Source organism: Microcoleus asticus IPMA8, assembly GCF_013179805.1.
Taxonomy (GTDB): Bacteria; Cyanobacteriota; Cyanobacteriia; order Cyanobacteriales; family Microcoleaceae; genus Microcoleus; species Microcoleus asticus.
The window spans coordinates 1-20887 of the sequence record NZ_SRRZ01000014.1 but is presented as its reverse complement, the minus strand read 5'-3'; the positions used below and the strand labels follow the sequence as shown (position 1 = coordinate 20887).

The 20887-nt window shown below is 46.1% G+C and carries 19 protein-coding genes; 9 read left to right on the top strand and 10 right to left on the bottom strand.

Annotated features, from left to right (window positions below; all coding sequences use genetic code 11):
• The first annotated feature begins 75 nt into the window (after positions 1-75).
• Complete coding sequence (locus E5S67_RS05505) at positions 76-261, top strand: hypothetical protein (protein WP_172186062.1); 186 nt, start codon at positions 76-78, stop codon at positions 259-261.
• Between the two features lie 108 nt (positions 262-369).
• On the opposite strand, the gene larC is transcribed toward E5S67_RS05505, so the two are convergent.
• Positions 370-1749, bottom strand: a complete 1380-nt coding sequence (gene larC / locus E5S67_RS05500; protein ID WP_172186061.1) for a nickel pincer cofactor biosynthesis protein LarC — start codon at positions 1747-1749, stop codon at positions 370-372.
• A gap of 75 nt (positions 1750-1824) precedes the next feature.
• On the opposite strand from larC, the gene E5S67_RS05495 reads away from it, so the two are divergent.
• On the top strand, positions 1825-2490 hold the full coding sequence (locus E5S67_RS05495; RefSeq protein WP_172186060.1) for an L-threonylcarbamoyladenylate synthase: 666 nt from the start codon (positions 1825-1827) through the stop codon (positions 2488-2490).
• A gap of 69 nt (positions 2491-2559) precedes the next feature.
• On the opposite strand, the gene E5S67_RS05490 is transcribed toward E5S67_RS05495, so the two are convergent.
• A complete protein-coding gene (locus tag E5S67_RS05490; protein ID WP_172186059.1) occupies positions 2560-2844 on the bottom strand; it encodes a DUF427 domain-containing protein in 285 nt (94 codons plus the stop codon).
• Between the two features lie 97 nt (positions 2845-2941).
• On the opposite strand from E5S67_RS05490, the gene recQ reads away from it, so the two are divergent.
• Positions 2942-5137, top strand: coding sequence for a DNA helicase RecQ (recQ, locus tag E5S67_RS05485; protein ID WP_172186058.1), 2196 nt, complete (start codon positions 2942-2944; stop codon positions 5135-5137).
• A 537-nt stretch (positions 5138-5674) separates the two neighbouring features.
• Here recQ and E5S67_RS05480 read toward each other — a convergent pair.
• Entirely contained in the window at positions 5675-6415 is a 741-nt protein-coding gene (locus E5S67_RS05480) for a peptidylprolyl isomerase (protein WP_172186057.1), read from the bottom strand.
• Between the two features lie 85 nt (positions 6416-6500).
• On the bottom strand, positions 6501-7646 hold the full coding sequence (locus tag E5S67_RS05475; protein ID WP_172186056.1) for a calcium-binding protein: 1146 nt from the start codon (positions 7644-7646) through the stop codon (positions 6501-6503).
• A 135-nt stretch (positions 7647-7781) separates the two neighbouring features.
• On the opposite strand from E5S67_RS05475, the gene E5S67_RS05470 reads away from it, so the two are divergent.
• Entirely contained in the window at positions 7782-7928 is a 147-nt protein-coding gene (locus tag E5S67_RS05470; RefSeq protein WP_172186055.1) for a hypothetical protein, read from the top strand.
• 161 nt (positions 7929-8089) lie between these two features.
• Here E5S67_RS05470 and E5S67_RS05465 read toward each other — a convergent pair whose 3' ends face one another.
• The 6 genes from E5S67_RS05465 to E5S67_RS05440 form a co-directional block, all read right to left on the bottom strand.
• Positions 8090-8410 (bottom strand): hypothetical protein, encoded by a 321-nt coding sequence (locus tag E5S67_RS05465; protein ID WP_172186054.1) that lies wholly within the window; start codon positions 8408-8410, stop codon positions 8090-8092.
• 144 nt (positions 8411-8554) lie between these two features.
• Positions 8555-8800, bottom strand: a complete 246-nt coding sequence (locus E5S67_RS05460; RefSeq protein ID WP_172186053.1) for a hypothetical protein — start codon at positions 8798-8800, stop codon at positions 8555-8557.
• Positions 8801-9118: 318 nt separating this feature from the next.
• On the bottom strand, positions 9119-9394 hold the full coding sequence (locus tag E5S67_RS05455; protein WP_172186052.1) for a hypothetical protein: 276 nt from the start codon (positions 9392-9394) through the stop codon (positions 9119-9121).
• A gap of 403 nt (positions 9395-9797) precedes the next feature.
• Positions 9798-10253 carry a HetP family heterocyst commitment protein gene (locus E5S67_RS05450; RefSeq protein WP_172186051.1) on the bottom strand — a complete coding sequence of 152 codons (456 nt, stop codon included), beginning with the start codon at positions 10251-10253 and terminating at the stop codon, positions 9798-9800.
• A 168-nt stretch (positions 10254-10421) separates the two neighbouring features.
• Positions 10422-12224: a beta-barrel domain-containing protein gene (locus tag E5S67_RS05445; RefSeq protein ID WP_172186050.1), complete on the bottom strand. Its 1803-nt coding sequence runs from the start codon at positions 12222-12224 to the stop codon at positions 10422-10424.
• 173 nt (positions 12225-12397) lie between these two features.
• A complete protein-coding gene (locus tag E5S67_RS05440; protein WP_172186049.1) occupies positions 12398-15544 on the bottom strand; it encodes a peptidase domain-containing ABC transporter in 3147 nt (1048 codons plus the stop codon).
• 525 nt (positions 15545-16069) lie between these two features.
• Here E5S67_RS05440 and E5S67_RS32255 point away from each other — a divergent pair.
• The 5 genes from E5S67_RS32255 to E5S67_RS05420 all read left to right on the top strand — a co-directional run bounded on the left by E5S67_RS32255 (position 16070) and on the right by E5S67_RS05420 (position 20480).
• The gene (locus E5S67_RS32255) at positions 16070-16273 is read left to right on the top strand and encodes a hypothetical protein (protein ID WP_216670213.1); all 204 of its coding nucleotides are present in this window, start codon (positions 16070-16072) and stop codon (positions 16271-16273) included.
• 3 nt (positions 16274-16276) lie between these two features.
• Positions 16277-16438 carry a hypothetical protein gene (locus E5S67_RS05435; protein ID WP_172186048.1) on the top strand — a complete coding sequence of 54 codons (162 nt, stop codon included), beginning with the start codon at positions 16277-16279 and terminating at the stop codon, positions 16436-16438.
• Positions 16439-16440: 2 nt separating this feature from the next.
• Positions 16441-18390, top strand: coding sequence for a long-chain fatty acid--CoA ligase (locus tag E5S67_RS05430; RefSeq protein ID WP_172186047.1), 1950 nt, complete (start codon positions 16441-16443; stop codon positions 18388-18390).
• A 165-nt stretch (positions 18391-18555) separates the two neighbouring features.
• Positions 18556-18996 carry a YlqD family protein gene (locus E5S67_RS05425; RefSeq protein ID WP_172186046.1) on the top strand — a complete coding sequence of 147 codons (441 nt, stop codon included), beginning with the start codon at positions 18556-18558 and terminating at the stop codon, positions 18994-18996.
• Positions 18997-19169: 173 nt separating this feature from the next.
• Positions 19170-20480 carry a dihydrolipoamide acetyltransferase family protein gene (locus tag E5S67_RS05420; RefSeq protein WP_172186116.1) on the top strand — a complete coding sequence of 437 codons (1311 nt, stop codon included), beginning with the start codon at positions 19170-19172 and terminating at the stop codon, positions 20478-20480.
• Positions 20481-20887: the final 407 nt, after the last annotated feature.

The window sequence follows — 20887 nt, the reverse complement described above, 5'->3', positions numbered from 1 at the left end:
AACTTATTGAAAACTCATGTTTTAATTGAATCCCAAACCCAAGACTAGATCGGCGACTCATAAATTCAACTGATTTTGTATCCTTTAATTGAACGTCTATTAACCCATTTTGAAACTGCAATTCAACTCAAACAGCACCTCGGCAATATTTTAGCTTGGTTGCGCGATCGAACAGCAAACCAGACACATTATGCTGCGGTTAATCTGCTGAATTTATCCAGTCATCTCAAAACCGATATCAGAGGCTTTGATTGCTCTTAGGATTTACGCAGGGGTGGTCAGAAACCGGGTTTTTTACGAAAATACTGCGTTGTGGCCCGCAGATTCGGTAAAAAACCCGGTTTCTTTGTCGGAGTGCGTAAGTCCTGATTAAGTGCGATCGTACCAACTTTGCAGCGCCAAGCGGTGAACTTCCCGCCAGCTAATATTTTTAAGTCTGGCAATTTCCGCGCAATCTTCGTATTCCGGCTGCACGTTAACAATCGTTTGTCCAGACTTCGCAACTTTTATTTGCACTTCGCCGTATTCTGTTTGAACAGTCTGGATTTCCCGGTGCAAAATAGTTCTCTGTTGAGTCGATCGCCTAATTCCCAAAGTAGTAGTTTCGCGAAAGATAACTGCTTCACAAGCATCCTGAAATTCTGGATGACAAATCGTAGTTAACAAAACCCCCAGCCGCGACTTTTTCATCACTATTGGGGCCGTAAAAACATCCAGAGCTCCGGCGGCAAACAAAGCATCAAAAACATAGCCGATTGCCTGCGGACTCAAATCATCAATTTGCGTTTCCAGTACCGTAATAGTTTCTATGGAATTGGCCATTGGGAATTGGTTAAATACTTCCTTCTCCCCTATTCCCTCTTCCTTCTTCCTTCTTCCTTCTTCCTTCTCCCCAATCCAGAGGCGCAAAATATTAGGAATTGCCAGCATTCGAGAGCCTGCACCCAAACCGATCGCCTGAATTTGCATCGGCGGTGGCGGACCGAAACTGGAGGCGAGAGTACAGGCGATCGCAGTTCCCGTAGGCGTGCACAATTCGCGATCGATCCCGTTGCTGTAAACCGGCACTCGGTGCGTTTCCCACAACCGCATCACCGCCGGCGTCGGCACCGCTAACTTACCGTGGGCCGCCTTCACCGTACCCCCACCAGTCGGCATCGCCGAAAAGTAAAATTCGTCAATATTCAACCAATCCAAACCCAAACAAGTACCGACAATATCAATAATTGCATCCGTCGCCCCCACCTCGTGAAAGTGAACCTCGCTTGCGGGGATACCGTGTACGGCACCTTCTGCATCTGCTAATTTTCCAAATACGGCCAAACTCCAGGCTTCCACGCGCGGAGGCAATTTTGCAGAGACGATAATCTGCTTGATTTCGGGCAAATGGCGGTGATGAGTGTGGCTAATTTCCGCATCTACTTCGCCGTGACTGTGAGAATGTTCTTCCCCGTGATGATGGTGGTGGCGGGCGTCAAAAGTCGGGGATTCCGTTTCCGAGGGATCGAGTTCGGTAGCGGAATTTTTTGGTTTTAACCACAAATCTGCAGCTAAATCGACATAAAATTTAGTTGCTTGTTGAGTATTCCGGTGGACTAATTCCGTCCACAACTGGTACTCTGTCGAAATGCCGAGCAAATTGAGTTTTTCGATTAGGTAGTCTAAAGGAACTCCGGCGTGGACGAGAGCTCCAATGCACATATCGCCAGCAATGCCGGTTGGACAGTCAAAATAAGCTATTTTATTCATTGTTAACAATTAATTTTTAGCATTGATTGTTTCACTCGATATTTCGATCGCCCACTTAGCCTGCAATAGCTTAACATGGCAACTATTTACGAAGTGCATCCAGTTGCACCCCAAAAAGACCGGATCGAGAAGATTACAAAAGCTCTGAAAGATGGGGCAGTGATGCTTTATCCGACAGATACAGTTTACGCGATCGGCTGCGATCTCAACTCCAAGTCTGCTGTAGAACGAGTCAGGCAGATCAAGCAACTATCTAATGATAAGCCTTTAACGTTCTTGTGTTCCTCTCTGTCAAATATTACCGACTATGCTGCCGTCAGCGATGAAGCATACAGAATTATCAAGCGATTAATTCCCGGATCTTACACATTTCTGCTGCCAGCTACCAAGTTAGTGCCGCGGCTGGTAATGAACCCAAAACGCAAAACCACGGGAATTCGCGTTCCCGACCACCGGCTTTGTTTTACACTGTTGGAAGCCTTGGGAAATCCGATTATTTCAACTTCCGCTCACATTACCACTGACGATGAAGGTGCAGCACCGGTGTCTGCAGCAAAAGCAGAAAGCTTTGGCAAAGCTGAACTTTTTGACTGTTTGTCAAAGTTAGTAGATGTCATTGTCGATGACGGTTCCGATCCGGGATATCAAGTTTCTACCATTCTTGATTTAACAAAAAGCGAACCGATTGTTGTTCGTCGCGGTTTGGGATGGGAAGCTGTCGCCGTTTGGGAAAAAGACTAAAATTTAAAGGGGCGGCTTAAGCGCCAAAGTCGCACAAAAGCCGCCCCTATTTTTTAACTCAAAACTGCTTTAAGCCTCTACCTTAACTCCTTTCCAAAAAGCAATATATCCTGCAATATTTTTAGCAGCATCTTTCGGAGTAGGATAGTACCAAGCAGCATCTTTATTAACTTGTCCGCCGACTTCGACACTGTAGTAACTAGCAACACCTTTCCAACCGCAAGTAGTGTGAGTGCTGCTGTCCTTGAAAAACTCGCGTTTGATGGCATCCGGGGGGAAGTAATAGTTGTTTTCTACGACTTCGCATTTGTCGCTTTCGGCCAGGACGGCACCATTCCAAATTGCTTTCGGCATCAGTTTCTCTGCTTAAAATGAGATTCTCAATTATTGTAACTGTATTGGTGCTCAAAAAGCATAGAATAGTGTTGAAGCCAACAACCAACTACTGCAAATGTTAGGGTCGAATCCGCCAATATCTTCTGTGCCGCTGTCCCTCGAACAAGCTCTAAAACATTTTTTTGGCTATGACTCTTTCCGCCCGGGGCAGCAGGAAATTGTCGAAGCTGCTTTACAAAAACGGGATATGATGATTGTCATGCCGACTGGCGGTGGCAAGTCTTTGTGTTTTCAATTACCGGCACTGTTGAAACCGGGATTGACCGTGGTTGTTTCGCCGTTAATTGCTCTGATGCAAGACCAGGTGGAAGCTTTGCAGGATAATGGAATTGGGGCGACTTTTCTCAACAGCACTTTGAGCAGTCAGGAAACCCGATCGCGCGAAACAGCGATTCTCGAAGGTAAGATTAAATTGCTCTACGTTGCACCAGAACGCTTGCTCGGCGAGAGATTTTTACCGTTTTTAGATATAGTAGCAAATAAGTTAGGAATTTCGGCATTTGCGATCGACGAAGCCCACTGCGTTTCGGAATGGGGACACGACTTTCGACCAGAATACAGGCAAATGCAGCGAGTGCGCGATCGATATCCCGACATTCCCATTATGGGGCTAACCGCCACCGCCACCGAGCGCGTCCGCCAAGACATTATCCAGCAGCTAACTCTGCGAAATCCCTACATCCACGTCGCCAGCTTCAACCGCCCCAATTTATACTACGAAGTTCGCCCCAAAACCAAACACAGTTTTGCCGAAGTTTTGCAAATCATCCAAAAAAAAGGCGGTTCTGGAATTATCTATTGCCTCAGCCGCAAAAAAGTTGACGAAGTTGCCTATAAACTGCAACAAAGCGGCGTCCAAGCCTTACCATACCACGCCGGCATGAACGATGTCGATCGCGCCACCAATCAAACCCGCTTCATTCGCGACGACGTGCAAGTAATGGTAGCAACAATTGCCTTTGGTATGGGCATTAACAAACCAGACGTGCGGTTTGTAATTCACTACGACTTGCCCAAGAATCTCGAAGGATACTATCAAGAATCTGGCCGCGCAGGCCGAGACAACGAACCCGCCCATTGCAGCTTATTTTTCGGCTACGGCGATGTCAAAACCATCGAATACATAATCGAGCAAAAACCTGATCCGCAAGAACAGCGAATTGCCCGCCAACAGTTACGGCGAGTAATTAACTATGCAGACTCCAGCGATTGCCGCCGCACAGTTCAGTTAAGTTATTTTGGCGATTCATTTCCCGGAAATTGTGGCAATTGCGATAACTGTTGCGACCAAAAACCAGTAGAAGATTGGACGATTGAGGCAATGAAATTTCTTTCTTGCGTCGCGAGATGCCAAGAAAAATTCGGCATGAATCATATTATTGACGTGCTGCGAGGCTCAAAAAGTCAAAAAGTATTGCAATACCAGCACCACCAACTTTCTACATACGGAATTGGCAAAGATAGAAGTGCTGATGAATGGAAAAAATTGAGCAGGACGCTGTTAAATCAAGGTTTTTTAGACGAAAAAACAGACGGCTTTCCCATTTTGAAACTGAATGAAAAAAGTTGGGAAATTATGAAACGCCAGCGCACAGTTGAAATCGCTATTGAACCGCAGCGGGAAGTACAGGGGAAAGTTCGTTCTTTGGCAGTAGAATCCGAAGGTTTATTTACCATACTGCGGACGCTACGCAAGCAAATTGCCGACGAACAATTTGTGCCGCCTTACGTAGTTTTTGCTGATAAAAGCTTGCGAGACATGGCAGAAAAACGCCCGCAAAATCTCACTGAATTCGAGGAGGTTTACGGCGTTGGTAGCAACAAGCGAGATAAATACGGCAAGGTTTTCTTGGAGGCAATTCGCAGTTTTTGCCAAGAACAAGGATTGCCAACTGGTGCTGCATCTTCTGATGTTGCTAATCTTCCCAATCTTTCTAACGTTGCTTCTTATTCTCAGATGCAAACCTGGGAATTATACCGACAAGGTTTGACAGTTCAAGGAATAGCCAATGCGCGGGGTATGAGTCCTAATACTATTTCTGGGCATCTGATAGAATTGATGGAAATGGGACGGGAAGTTGATATAAATTTGTTGGTTGAACCGGAACGCCAGCAGGCGATAGTGTACGCAATTGAAGTTATGGGGGATGAGAAGCTGAGAGCAATTTATGAGTTTTTGGAAGAACGTTATACATTTGAGGAGATTAAGTTTGTTCGGGCTTGGTGGCGGCAAAATTATGTCGGTTTTTAACCGCAGATGTATGCAGATGAACTCTGGTGGACGCAGATGATTGATGGGAGGGAGAAATGAAAATTAAAAAAGTAGCTTTTGGGATAATATATTAAAGTGGCGTTTTTAACCGATATATTTTTTCTATTTGGTTTTGCTAGCTGGCGTATATGGAGTTGCAAAACTCAAACTTCCAAAGTAATGTTAAGAGCGCTATAAGTCAGAAGCTTGGCTTAGCTAAGCGTGTCATTGTTCGCTATGCTTCGCGCAGTTGCGAGGGCGATAAATAACCTTTTTAACTGAACCTTATTGATCTATAAGTACCTCATCCAACCACTTTTTAGGTAACTAATAGGGTGCCTGAGAGGGAGCAATATTTAAATCCACAAGCATGAGACTATTTACACTCACGCCCCGCCCCAAGAATTGAATAATATTGATGCAGCCGGAAACGATATTAGGTCTCTCTGCGAGCCCAGAAGCACCCTAAATTTTAGCATTGTACTTGGTTTAGGCAAAATTATATATAGGGGTTTTGGAGGGCTAGAAATTAAGTTTCTACACTTTAGCATTGTACAATAAATAGTTGACTTCGTTAGCCAGCCATTCGTTAAACATATTGTGCAATATTTCTTGATAGCGTTCAAGGGTTAATTCCGCCGGGAGAAACTTTTCAACTAGGAACAAGTGATATCCTCGCTCAGTTTGAATTGGACGAATCACTTCTCCGGGTTGAGCGCTAAATACGGCGACGGCTATGTCTGGTTTTAAACCCCACCGATAAACCTTGCCTTCGCAACCGCATAAATGCCGGCGGTTTTCGTCAATGTCGTAAAAGTGAGCGGCATCAAAAAAGCTGATTTCTCCTTCTTGAATTTGATAAAATAGTTCCTGAGCAAGCTGCGGCTTGGCAACAACTATTTGATAAAGAATTATTTGGTCGTATTGCAATTTGTTTTGAACGAAAATCTTATTTACTTCTTTGCTAAACAAGTGTTCGGCTAGTTTTTGGGTGAGGAGCCGATCGCGAATGCCGGCTTCTAAATCTTCAACGGAAATCATCTGATCCACCAGCCAAGCAATCGTATCCGCCGCTTTCTCCAAACGCTTCTCGCGGCGGAGTTGGTCGCCCACAGCTTGAATTTCTTCGGGAGTCACAGTTAACCCCCGTTCCCGGGCTGCTTTCTCAATAACTTTTTTCTGCAAAACCTTTTGACTAAATGTCTTTATTTGCTGCTCTTGTCTGAGTAGTTCGATGATTTCACTTACTTCAATCAATGGCCCGTAAAAGTCCTTCATCTTTCTCTCTCAACCTATATAAATTTATTAACTTTATCCCCCGACGCTTTCTGCAGGGTAGTTGGTGTTAACGGTTAACAGTTAGCTACAAGATTTCATTTGGCAAACTAATAAAATCAGCATTGCTCAACGTTGTTGCACCCGCTGCGTTAACTGTTCCCAAAACAACAGCTAAAATTCGATCGCCATTATTTGAACTAAACTTGACGAGAGTCGCGTCTGCCGTACCGTCACCGTCAGTATCAAACGCGATGAGTGTCAAGTCTGCTACCGAAAGTCCCCCTGTCAGCCCAATTCGATCGCCTTCAGCGGAATTGAAATCAACGACTCGATCTGCTAAAAATGGATTAGCTGCTGCACTCGCTGTTTCGGGTTGAAATGCAAAGGTATCAGCGCCGCTACCTCCAATCAATGTATTGGTGCCAAAGTTGCCGCAAAGAAAATCGTCGCCGTTGCCGCCCATCAGCAAATCTTGACCTTTTCCTCCCCGCAAAGTGTCGTTTCCATCGCCTCCATCGATCGCATCGTTACCTCTGTTACCTTTGACAATATCGTCGCCGCTTCCTGCAAAAATTCGATCGCTCCCCCTACCGCAAGTAATCACATCGCTGCCGCTGGTGCCTAGCCAATATCCGTCGCCGTTGCTGTCGTAAGTGACAGTTAATACCGCAGAATTGTTTTCTGGGGCTGTAACTTCAGGAGGCGGCGTTGTCTCAGCATTGCTGTTGGCATTGTTACCGGGAAGTGCGATCGAATTATTGCTGTTACTGTTATCTGTTGGCTCAGAAATTATCGTACTTTCCCCGCCAGTAACCGTACTGTCTAGAGAGAAATTAGAAGGACTTGAATTGCTAGAAGTGCCGCCAGTCAGCGGGGTGAGCGTTGCACCGTCATTATTTGACGGTGCGGGTGTTGGCGCAGGCGCAGGCGCTGTGGCGCTAGTGCTTGGGGGCGCGACTGTAGAACCACTCGCTGCCGCGCTGCCACTGCTAGATGTAGCCCCCGCAGCGTAAGCAGTCTCACTACTGGTACTGCTCCCTGTCGGAGAAGCCGCTGTCCCGCTGCTGGTACTGCCTGCACCGCTGCTATCGACAAAGGAACTAGACTTGCTGGAACTGCTGCTGCCGCCACCAGGGTTATTCGCTAACAAATTCAAGGTATTTAAACTATTGCTGTTTCCAACAATATTATTATTTAAGGGCTCAGGAGCTAATGAATCTAATGGAGGCATCGCGATTTATCTCCTTTGACCTGTAAAGACGAAAAGCACTTGCACGATCGCCGACACTGCGCATTTCAATGAATGCAAATGTATACTTTTAAAACGTGTGAAGCAATTGCTTTTGACTTCACACTAAAAACTGAAATGTTTTTAATAAATGAACCTTTGTCTATCCCGAAAGTAGGACGGGACAACACTGTTATCAATACCAATCTGGGCGATCGCGATCGGTACAGCTTGCCAATCGCATTTGATTTAGCCATCACCATCACTCTCAAAAGTCCTGTTTAAATTTAAACTGCACGTTCCTTGCACTCGCCCGTACTCAAAAAATATTAGGGCGGACTGCTAAAGATGAGCAAAAACGTTGTTTTCTTGCGGTTTACCTAAATATATCTGGACTAATTAGAGGTATGTTGCCAATTTGGCAGATTTGTTTGAAATTATAGGACTTACGCAAGTTTTAAATTTTTACACTCTTTGTATGCCGGCGCGTCCTTGCTGGTGTTGAGCGTTGCTCGACACACGCCTGCTCGGGTTGCTGAATTGTTATTAACACAGCCGGGTTTGGCAGCAGTTTGATGACTGTGTTCGAGCGGATAGGAGGGGACTTGGAACGGCGGGTCGAGGGGCTTGCAGCAGCTTGGAAGGCGACGGATTTGGCAGATTTGAATACGATCGCGATCGAATGGATGCGGAGTCATCGCAGGTGCAGGGCGATCGCGATCGAACACCACCCAATTCAATGGTGAGGAACTAATTAGAATTGGCATTGAGCGAGTTGGGGCGATCTCCTCTTTCCTCGGCTGGAACTCGCTCGTACCCGTGACGCAGAGGTCAATAAATAACTTAAGTCAGAGATGATTAAACAATATTTCCTGGCTGCCTCACGAGAAGTTTTTAGCAAACTAAATTCATTAAATTGAAGATATACTAGAGCAACTAGATGTTGATGAAGTGCTGCTAGAGCTAGATGATGCAAAACTACTAGAACTGGATTTTGCGTAACTGCTGGAGCTATTAGCAGATGAAACCTTTACAGAAACACTTTGACTAATTTCACCTCGATCGTCGCCAGATGCTTCGACTACACTTTTAGCCTCAGCAATAACTTTACCATCGGGCGAGACTATGCGTTTGACAACAACTTTACAGTCAGTCATGAGTTTAACACCGATTCTTATTGATTAAAAAACTGGCTCAACCATAAATTTGTGAGCCGTAGACGCTATTTGCCTACGGCTCGAATTGAAACAAGATTTATGTAGTTGATGACTTTTTCAAAAGCGAAGTAATCAATTACATAAATCACCTAAGTAAGTCGGTGAAAATTAACCAAACTCTGTAAGGAAACCTAAAGTCTCTGTATTAGGTTTTTTGTAGGGCTTGACGGCTGAAGCCCTACTACCAAATAGTTATGATTTTTTCTGCCGACCTACTTATTCCAATTGCCACGTGATTTGATGAATTGGAGTTATATGCTAGCTAGCAGCCGAAAATCCAGTGGAGGCAGAATACTGACCTTCTACAACAGTAGTAAAGATTTGGGTCGAGGTATTTTTCCCAAAAGCTTCAGATTGAGCGGTCGCTAGATTGCCCTTAACGTCAACATATTGCTTGTAAAGCTTCTGCACGTCAAAGCGTTCCTTAACATCTAGATTTGCCTTCACATAGGAGTCGAGGTTGCCGAAAAAGATACCACCAACTACACCAGAAGTTTCAGCAGTTTCCAAGTAGTTCAAATCGGAAATAATCATGGCTTTTATCCTTTTTATTTGGCAGTTGTTTGCTAGAAGCAACCTGTGGTTGTTCTGTATTTAATATAGCTAGGTTAATCAGACCTGTGTTGCCATTTTGGCAGATTAATTTTGACCGGGAAAGAAAACAAAAAAGGTAGACTACTCAATAGACTGGATTAAGGCTTGCATTGCATAAACAGAGGAAAAACTGTATTATACTCGATTGAAAAGCACTATAAATGCACAATAGCTAAAATCCGGTTTCTTAGTATAAAGTAATTAATTTGGCTAATGTTGCCATTTTGGCAGATTTATCGGAAGCGCGGATGTTAGATACTGAAAAACCCGATCGCCCGCGGTGAGTCAACCAAAAAATTGGTACACCCAACGCCCGCAATCGGGTTGTCGGTCATCGACTAATTTACTTGCCCGCAAAATTAAACCAGCGCGTCTTAAATCCAGCAAAAAATCCTTGATTTTCAACCTCAACCGCCAGCGCCGAGATATTTGAACCTGGACCGCCGACTTCAGCTACAAAACCTGCGATATCTGAGTGCAACTCCCTACCAATGTGAATGGCATCACCCCCTCGAACTCCGGCTCGTTTCTCCCTCACCACTTCCACATAATCTAAATCCGCTATTTTGCTCAGCGCCGGCTGAGTTTCCGATTTCCTCGTTTGACTGTTTTCCTTCAGCAAGCGGTTGGAAGTACGGTAAGGGATATAGTCGAGAGGGTTGTAACCCGTGCACCGCAAAAGTAAAAAACAAGCCCAAGAATACTTTCCTGCCAGAATCGCTGCAATTATTTCATCCAATTGTTCGGGTTTAATTCCCACTTGGGAATTATTGGCAGAATGGTGAAATTGGGAATTCATTATTTTATCCTGTTTTGTGTAAATTGGTTGACTGTTGACTAATGACTGCTGACTGTTGACTGTTAACTGTTAACTGTTGACTGTTAACTGTTGACTGTTGACTGTTAACTGTTAACTGATTCATAACTAATGACTAATGACTAATGACTGATGACTGATGACTAATTTCTACAAACTCATGCCGCCTTTTTGTAGTTGCTTGAGGGGATCGAGCAAAATGTCGGCTATGCTGCGCTGGCGGATGACAATTTCCGCAGTAGCTGTCTGGCCAGCTTTGAGTTTCCAGGTTTGATTGTTGGCTTTCACTGAGTCTCGATCGATACTCACTTCCACCCGGTAAAAAACACCCAATCGCTCGTCTGTTTTGGCATCCGGCGAAATTGATACAACTTTTCCCGGAATCACACCGTAATTTTGATAGGGAAAAGCATCGAATTTGACTTGTACCCGCATTCCGGTTTTGACAAATCCTGCTTCTCGGTTCGGCAAACTGACTTCCAGCACCAGAGGAGCCTGATTCGGAGTCATTTCTGCAATAGTTTGACCCGGTTGCACGACTTCGCCGGTGTTGTGAATGTTGAGCGCGGAAATCACTCCGCTGACGGGTGCGTAGATAAATCTTTGTTTGAGCTTATTTTTTGCTTGAGCGAGCAGGGTTTGGGTTTCGGCAATTTTGGATTTAAGTTGATTTAATTCCATTTCCAACTGCTGAATTTTTTGCTCTTTTTCCAACTGCATTTGGCGCGCTGCGGCTTGTTTGCTGGAGGCTTCTGCTTGCAGTCGATCGACTTCTGCCAATTGTTGAGTTAATTCACCTTGGGCTTGAGAAATGGCGCTAGTTCGATCGCGCAAACCTTGCTCGACTTCAAACAGCTTTTCCTTAACCTGAGTTGTATCAGAAAGTTGACTCCTGAGGGCAGCACTTTGCCTGTCGCGCACGGTTTGCTCGACCTCAAATACTCGATCGTCAGCCTGAGTTTTTTCCCCCAACAGGCTTCTAATAACGGCATTTTCACTTTCTCGCAGAGCTTCCTGAGCTTGAAACAATACATCTTTTGACAGCGCTCCCTCATCTACCAAAGGTTTGAGCCGCCCTATCCGCTCTTTGTGAGCCCCCACTTTTGCTTGCAATTGTGCCAACAAATCTTGACTCTTATTTTGCAGCGGTGTCACCTGCTCGCGCCTGGCTTGTTGAGAAGTGACATCAATTTTCAGTTGCGATAACAGATTTTCTGCCTGTTTTTCCAGAGGTTTGAGCTGTTGCTTGCGCGCTTGCTGAGAGACTACATCTGCTTGCAATTGCTCGATTTGAGACTGCGCGGTAGCCGCTGAAGCGCGAGCCCGATCGATCGCAGCTTCAGCCCCCCGCTTGTCCGCAGCAGCAATAGCTTGGTTCGCTTCAGCTTCCAGTTTAGTTCTCTCGATCGAACTAATCTGCTGCACCAATTGAATCTGATAAGCGCCCAGAATTTTATCAAGACGCTCCACCTCGCTCGCAGCAGTCGCCGGGTCTAATTCCGCCAATAATTGTCCTGCTTTGATTTTTTGACCTTCTTTGATTGCGAGGTTAATAATTTTCCCCTCCTCCGTCGGGTGAATTTTGTAAACATCACCTTTGGGAACTAATTTGCCCTGAGCGTGACCAACTTGGTCAATTTTTCCCAAAGTTGCCCACGCTCCAAAAGCTACGGAAAAAACCATGCCTCCTAATATCAACCGCTGGGGAAAAGATACTGGCGGCTGGTCGAGTACCCAGTGCAAAGAAGTAGACCAATTATCAGCATGATGCTCCCTAAACTTCGCAGGATTGATACCTTCATTATTGTGAGAGGAGCGATTTTTAGATTCTACTACTTCTAAAGAGCGGTCTTTTTTTCGGGCTTCGTTGTCTTGTCTTGAAGCTACTCCCCCATAGACTTCACCTATTGCATCAGGATCGCGACCTAATTCTTTGACATCTTCTGAAAACATTGTATTTCCTCCAAATTAGTCTGTTGACTGTTGGCAGTTGGCAGTTGTTAGAAGCTATCAGTCAGGAGTCAGAAGTTAGGAGTCAAGAGTCAGGAGTCAGGAGTCAGTGAAAACGATCTTTAGTCTTGTGTTGGTTGCTAATGACTAATGACTAATGACTAATGACTAATGACTTAAATATCGAGTTGTTGCTGAGCGAGGTGATAGTAAAGTCCGCGTTCAGCCATCAATTCGTCGTGGTTGCCTTGTTCGGCTAAAATGCCTTTGTCTAGAACCAAAATTCGATCGGCATTACGCACCGTAGACAACCGATGAGCGATAATAAACGCAGTGCGATCGCGACTAATGCGGGCGAGATTTTGCTGGAACCTGCGCTCAGACTCGGTATCCAGCGAAGAAGTTGCTTCGTCCAAAACCAAAATTCGGGGATCGCCCAAAAGAGCGCGGGCGATCGCAATTCGCTGCCGCTGGCCTCCAGACAAACTCGTTCCCCTCTCCCCCACAGGAGTTTGATAACCCAGCGGCATATCTTGAATAAAAGGGTGAGCTTCTGCTAGCTTTGCCACTTCTATCGCCTCTTCCAAGCTTGCAGAAGCAGCATCGTTTCCGTTTTTATACAGCGTAATATTTTCCAAAATCGTTCCCGAAAACAAGAAACAATCTTGAGGAACAACACCCAACTGAACTCGCAGCGACTGCAAAGAAATGTGCCGAATATCGTGGCCGTCAATTGTCAGCCGCCCTTTTTCTGGATAATAGAAACCTTGCAGCAGTTTCACCAAAGTGCTCTTACCGGAACCGCTGCGGCCGACAATTGCCACAGTTTCTCCAGCTTGCACCTCAAAGGAAAGATTTTGCAGCGTATTGCGTTCCTCATCCTGAGAATAGCGGAAAGAAACATTGTCAAACTTGACGTTTCCCTGAATTCGAGGCAGCACCAGCATTGGCTTGTAAGGGCTTTCTTCAGGTTGGGCAGAGAATACATCATCCAAACGCTCGATCGAAACCAGCACTTCTTGAAACTCATCCCAAAGTCCCACGACTGAAAGTACAGGAGAAATGACGCTCCCAATCATCATATTAAAAGCAACAAATTGACCGATCGTCAAATCGTCTTGAATCACCAGCATTGCCCCGTACCACAGCAAAGCCGTGCTGCCCAAAGTATTAATCCCACCCCCGATCACCTGCAAAGAATTAGCCAACTTCTGCCCGCGAAATTTAGCATTAATCATGCAGGTTAATTGGTCTTCCCAGCGCCAGCGCATTTCTCGCTCAGCAGCAGTTGCCTTAACCGTCGCCACCCCAGTAATCATTTCCACCAAAGATGAATTTTGCTTGGCACTTTCGGTAAAAACCTCCCGGGACACTTTTCGCAGGAATGGAGTTGCCACTAAAGTCAAAATCACGATCGGTGGAATCAACGCCAGCACCAACAAAGCCAGACGCCAGTTATAATAAACCATCAGTCCGATGTAAACCACAGCCATCAAAGCATCCAACCAAGCCGTAATAGCTTGGCGAGTTAAAAACGCCTGAATTTTTTGATTTTCCTGAACCCGCGTCAAGATATCGCCCACCTGACGAGATTCAAAAAACTTGATCGGCAAACTGAGAGTGTGACTGATAAAGCCGCTAATTAAAGTCAGGTCAATGCGGTTCGACAAATAATCCAGCAAATACTGTCTCGTTGCCCCCAACAGCGATCGCCAAACACTAAACAGCAGCAGCCCGATCGCAAAAACGTGCAGCGTTACTACGCTTTTGCTGACAACCACTTGGTCGAGAATTACTTGGGTAAATAGGGGAGTAACTAACCCAAATATTTGGATTAACAAGGAAAGAATCAAAATTTGGGCGATCGCAGCGCGGTAGGGCCAGACTATGCCGACAAAATTTTTAATTTTGATGCCTTTATGTTCGTCACTGTGATTGCGATATAGCTCCGCTGTCTGGTCTAAAAGTAGGGCGTATCCAGTCCAATTTTCGCTAAAAGCTTTAATGCTCATCCACCGCTTTCCTGCCGCCGGATCGGCAACTAAAACCTGTTGATTTTTAAAGCGGTAAACTGCAACGTAGTGATTGCCTTGCCAGTGAGCGATCCAGGGATTTTGATTGCGCAGCGGAGTTAAAGAAGCTCGCACAGGACGGGTTTGGAATCCCATCCTTTCCGCTGCTTTTGCCAGACTCTTGAGCGAGGCGCCGCTGCGACCGATTTCTGCCAATTCGCGCAAGTAATTCAGGCTGAATTTCTTACCCCAATATTCGCTAATCATGGCTAAGCAGGTGGCTCCGCAATCTGCGGCACTCTGTTGTTGAATGAATGGGTGCCCGCTGCTTAACCATCTGCGCTGCTTGGGTTTGGGGAATCTGATGATTCCGCCTACAGCTTTTTGCTGCTCGACATCTGTTAATTTTGACTGCTCGGTTTTTGAGGTGGAGCTGGCATCTTTTGGCAGCGTTACTAAGCTTAAAATCGGAGGTTTGCGGATGATTTTAGGGCGGGAATTGCTTTCGGAACTAACTGTGGCTTTGGCGATTTCCCACTGTTCGGCGCTAAGCTGGTAAATTAGCAGGTTTGTTGCGGCTTTCCAGTCGCTCCGAAGCTCTGAATGTCCCCAGCTACTACCGATAATTGGCGGTGCTTCACCTTGAATTTGACCGCTGCGGAGCCAAAAATGATTGGTAGATTTTTGGCAGTGATCAGCGAGGGAAACTCCGGCAAGAATTCGGCTTTCTTCTATGTAAGGAAGTAAGTGGGGCCACAGAAGCTGTTGTTTGTGGGGAGCGAGCGATCGCAAATCTGTTTGTGTCTTGAAAAATATTAACCGCTGGATATGTTGGAATTCTTGCTGCAAGTGCTGTTGCAGTTGGGGGAATTCCTCTAAAATAAGCTGCAATTTGCTTGCTGCAATTCGAGCAATTTGGCAAGTACCGGCCGCAATAGCCCTGTAAGGCAGTCCGGTTTCAATAAATAGCTTTTCTGTCCCAAATATTGCTCCGACTTCTAGTACCACCGCCGAAATTTCCTGCTGTTGAGAGGCTTCTAATGCTAGCAGCCTGACTCTTCCCTCGCAAACTAAATAAAAATTGCTATCGTTTTCTTTTTGTTTAAGTAAATTGTTGGTATTATCTGCGGTTTGATATTGGGTAATTTCATCTCCGAGCTGAAACTCGCAAATTTCACAGGCTGTATTAAATTTTGCAATTAATGTCTGTTCTGCACCGATTTCCTCCAAGAGTTTTTGAAGAGCTTGAACAGTCGGTGATGACGTTTGGGAATGAGCGAAGTAATTCGGTATCCCTAAACTGTTTTTCATAGATTCCCCTGTTAAAATTTTCTGTCAACTTTCTTGACCGACAACTAACTAGGTTCGGTTCAAATTTTTTTTAGTGTTACCTAGCTGGCTGAAAAATGCTGTTGGAGTCCTGGGGCAAAAACCTCTTATTTCAAACATTTTTTGACAAGTTTTAAAATGTCGGAATTAGGGGTTTTTTTAGCAGAGTACGGTTATTACGTAAGTGTGGTTTTGCTGGCTCCAATCATAGCGTACAAAATAGCGAAAATGACTACAGTTTAACGGTCATCTTTACAGAATCTTTATAATTAAGCGGTATTTTGGCGCATAATTGTGAAGATTATGTAAAGCTAAGCGGACACAGCTTATACTTCATAACCGTAAATACACGCAGACAGCTTAATTAAATATTAGAAACGTTCAATTCTCCATAATCTGTGCGTTCTAGAAGGATTAACGTAAAGAAATAATGCTAATTTGTAGCAGGAATTCGAGAAACTAATTGAGAATTGAGCCTGGGTATTTAGCGGGATTTAAACAAAGAAGTTGGAGTCCCGATTCAGAGAACCCATCGCTGGCGGACGCACCAACTTTGCAGCCGACGCAGAAACCGGGTTTTTTACTAAAACAGAAGAAAGTTCGGCAACGAAGCAGTCTACGGGATTTAACCGATGTAACGGAGATCCGCAAGAAGTCCCATCGAAGAAGGAAGTTCGGCAACGAATTGTGCAACGGATGTCACGGATGTAACGGATGTCAGGAAGAAGGAAGAAGCAAGAAGCAATTCCCTGCGGAAAAATCGTCAAATTCTCTTTCTTTATGCAGAAGGCTATTATGCAGAAGGCTATTATTCAGAAAGGTAGAGATGCTAAATTCACACCAAATACTTCGATCGCGCACAACTTAGCAAAATAACTATGAACCGCCCCGCACCTGACGCCCACTCTCAAATGAGCGACATTGAACGCGCTAACCTCAGCCAGCTCATCGATTACACTTCCATTCGATCGATACCCGAAATTTGGGCGATCGTCAAACAGCGATTACCTCAAACCGTCGCCCTCCACGATCCCCACACCAAGCCGGAAATTAAGCTAACCTACACCGACCTTTACCAACAAATCCAGCAATTCGCCGCCGGCCTCCAAGCCCTCGGCATTGAAGCCAATCCCGAAGAAGCAGTCCCTCCCCGAGTCGCCCTCTTCGCAGACAACAGCCCCCGCTGGCTGATAGCCGACCAAGGTATCATGATGGCCGGGGCCGCCAACGTTGTTCGAGGCGCCACCGCCGACCCCGAAGAACTCCTGTACATCATCCAAGACAGCGGCTGCACCGCCTTGGTAGTCGAAAACCTGGCATTACTGAAAAAACTGCAACACCGCCTCCCTGATTTGCCCATTCAACTCATCGTCCTCGTCTCCGACGAAGAACCGGAAACCAGCCCAACCCTCAACACAGTCAAATTTTCCCAAGTGATGACCACAGGGGCCAACCGTCCCCTCAAACCTTCCAACCACAAGCCTCAAACCCTCGCCACCCTCCTCTACACCAGCGGCACCACCGGCAAACCCAAAGGCGTCATGCTGACTCACGGCAACCTGCTGCACCAACTCACCACTTTGGGCACAATTCTCCAGCCCGAAGCCGGCGAGGGCGTCCTCAGCATTCTGCCCAGTTGGCACGCCTACGAACGCAGCGTCGAATACTTCCTGCTTTCCCAAGGATGCACGCAAATTTACACCAATATTCGCTATTTCAAACAAGACTTTAAAACTTACAAACCCCAGTACATGGTCAGCGTTCCGCGCATCTGGGAATCGATTTACGAGGCTGTACAAAAGCAATTTCGGGAACAGCCACCTAACAAACAAAAACTGGTTAATTTCCTGTTATCTGCCAGCCAGCAATACATAGAGAACCGCCGCATTTTCCAAGGATTAACTCTCAGTTTGAAACCGGCTTCTGCTTCCGAAAAACTAATCGCCCGCACCAAAAGCATTCTGTTGTCGCCCGTGCACGCCGTCGCCGAAAAACTGGTTTACCAAAAAGTCCGGGAAGCTACCGGAGGACGTTTTAAGTGGGCAATTAGCGGCGGCGGTTCTTTGGCGGCGCATATAGACAATTTCTTTGAAATAGCGAATATCGGCTTGTTGGTGGGATATGGTTTAACCGAAACGTCCCCGGTTTTAACCGTCCGCCGCCCTTGGCACAATCTTAAAGGTTCCGCAGGACAGCCGATCGCCCATACGGAAATTAAAATAGTAGACCCAGAAACCAGACAGCAACTGCCCACAGGCCAGCGCGGTTTGGTATTGGGCCGCGGGCCGCAAATCATGGCAGGTTATTATCTCAATCCCCAAGCTACCGCCAAAGCCATAGACTCCGAAGGCTGGTTCGACACTGGCGATTTGGGCTGGCTGACACCGGGAAACGACTTAATCTTGACCGGCCGGGCTAAAGATACGATCGTCCTCAGCAACGGCGAAAACATCGAACCCCAGCCCATAGAAGACGCCTGCCTCCGCAGCCCCTACATCGACCAAATTATGCTAGTAGGTCAAGACCAGAAATCCCTCGGCGCCTTAATTGTCCCCAATCAAGAAGCCGTGCAGAAATGGGCAGAAACTCAGAATCCCCCATTACACGAAATTGACTGGAATAGCAAGACAATTCAAGATTTATTCCGCAAAGAATTGAACCGAGAGGTGCAAAATCGCCCCGGATACCGCGCGGACGATCGGATTGGCCCGTTCCGGTTGATTCGGGAGCAATTTTCGATGGAAAATGGAATGTTGACCCAGACCCTGAAAATTAAGCGCCCGGTTGTGACGGAACACTACCGCGATATGATTGACGGAATGTTTTGAAATATTCGCAGGACTTGGGGAATGGAAAAGAAAAAATTATCCCAACACCCGAGTCCCGAGTCCGAGTCCTCAGTCCTCAGCCATTAGGAAATATTTACCAACTAATGACTAATGACTAATGACTAATGTCTAATTTCTAATTCCCAACTGACAATCAACAACTTTATGGAACCACAATTACTCTTGAAGCGATCGATTAACGTTAAAGTCGTCGTTACTCCCCGCTGGAAAGAAGAAGCTCAACAGCAACTCCAAGCCCAAATCAACCAAATAGACTCTCAGCTACAACAGTTAGAAATGCAAGGGCAGCGGATGGTTTCAGAAATCCAAAAGCAAAACCTGCACCCCCCAGGCCCGCAAGTAATGCAGCAAATAGAAAACATTCAAGTGCAGGTGAATCAAAGAAAAAGCGAACTGCTAGAACAGAAAAACCAAAACCTGCAACAGCTTCAGCAAGTGCAGGTGCTAGACCTCGAACAAGAAGTGAGTCAAGGTCAAATTGACGGCACGTTCACTGTCGGGCTGGGAGAAAACTTGATTCAAAAAATGCAAGTAGAAGTTCTCCTCCGCGACGGCATAGTCGAAGAAATTCGAGGTGATATTTAGAAATTGGTAAGTGGTAATTGGCGATCGGTAATTGGCAATTGATTTTCAGTCAACAGTCACACATCAAGAATGCGAGAGACTGGCATAATAATAAGTATTGCCGGTGGCCGATCGCCAATTATCAATTGCCAAATACCGATTACCTATTACCAACTCAAAAGGACTTTTTACAGATGATTCGCGAAGTTTTCATGCCAGCCCTGAGTTCTACCATGACAGAGGGCAAAATTGTTTCCTGGGTCAAATCCGCCGGAGACAAAGTAGAAAAAGGTGAAACGGTGGTGGTTGTTGAATCCGACAAAGCCGACATGGACGTGGAGTCTTTCTACGAAGGTTATTTAGCAATAATTATCGTACCTGCAGGCGAAGTTGCTCCGGTGGGAGCGGCAATCGCCCTGGTAGCAGAAACAGAAGCTGAAATCGCCACCGCTCAGCAGCAAGGAACCGCAGCCCCAACCGCAGCCCCAACCGCAGCCCCCGCTCCCAGCCCCGCTCCTGTCAGCGCAGCTACATCGTCAGCAGGTTTGCAGCAAAATGTCAGCCGCCAAAACGGCCGCAGCGTCGTTTCTCCCCGCGCTCGCAAGTTAGCTAAAGAATTTAAAGTAGATTTGAATTCTATCAAAGGCAGCGGGCCCAACGGCCGCATTGTCGCAGAGGATGTGGAAGCAGCAGCCGGGAAAGCCCAACCCGCTCCGGTTCAGCAACCGGTAACAGTCCCCGCAGCACCCGCACCCGCAGCACCCACAGCACCCGCACCCGCCCCCGCAGCAGCCAAACCCGCACCCGCACCAGTCCCGGCGGTAGCACTTTCGGGCCAAAGAGTAACGATGAATGCGCTGCAAAATGCGGTGGTGCGGAATATGGAAGCAAGTTTGAGCGTGCCGTCTTTCCGCGTGGGTTACACAATTACTACTGATAATCTGGACAAACTCTACAAACAAATTAAGTCGAAAGGCGTCACGATGACGGCTATGCTGGCGAAAGCAGTAGCAGTAACTTTACAAAAACATCCTCTGCTCAATGCTTGTTATGTGGACTCGGGAATTCAATACCGCGCTGATATTAATGTGGCGGTAGCGGTGGCGATGGACGGCGGCGGTTTGATTACGCCGGTGCTGCAAAATGCCGATCGCCTCGATATTTATTCGCTCTCCCGCACTTGGAAGGATTTAGTCGATCGCGCCCGCACCAAGCAGTTGAAGCCTGATGAATACAGCACGGGCACTTTCACTCTTTCCAATTTGGGAATGTTTGGAGTAGACAAGTTTGACGCGATTTTGCCGCCGAATCAAGGCTCGATTTTGGCGATCGGCTCTTCGCGGCCGCAAGTAGTGGCAAACGAGGAAGGCTTGATGGGAGTGAAGCGCCAAATGCAGGTGAATATTACTTGCGATCACCGAGTGATTTACGGTGCTGATGCGGCGTCTTTCTTGCAAGATTTAGCGAAATTGATCGAGACAAATCCTCAATCTTTGACGCTTTAATTAGTTAATTGTTAACAGTTAACTGTTGACTGTTAACTGTCAATGGTTTGCCCTTAATATCAACTCCGGTAGCATCGGAATTAATATTACCCACAGTCAGGACACGGCAGTGCCGTGTCCCTACAATTAATCGGGGTAGGGACACGGCACTGCCGTGTCCTCGATATCATTCCGATGCTACCGGAAACGATATTAAATGAACTTTCACCAAAACTTAATGCCTATATAGCAATCCTAAATGAATTGTGAAAAGGCATCAAATCTTTTCAAGTTAGGAAAATTGAAAAGATTATATTTAGCAAACAATTGAAATAAAAGATTAACAATATTAAAATTCTTGCCGAAACGATAAAACCTCCTGAGCAAACTTTTTAATTGAAACCAAATTGCTTCAACTGGATTTTCTT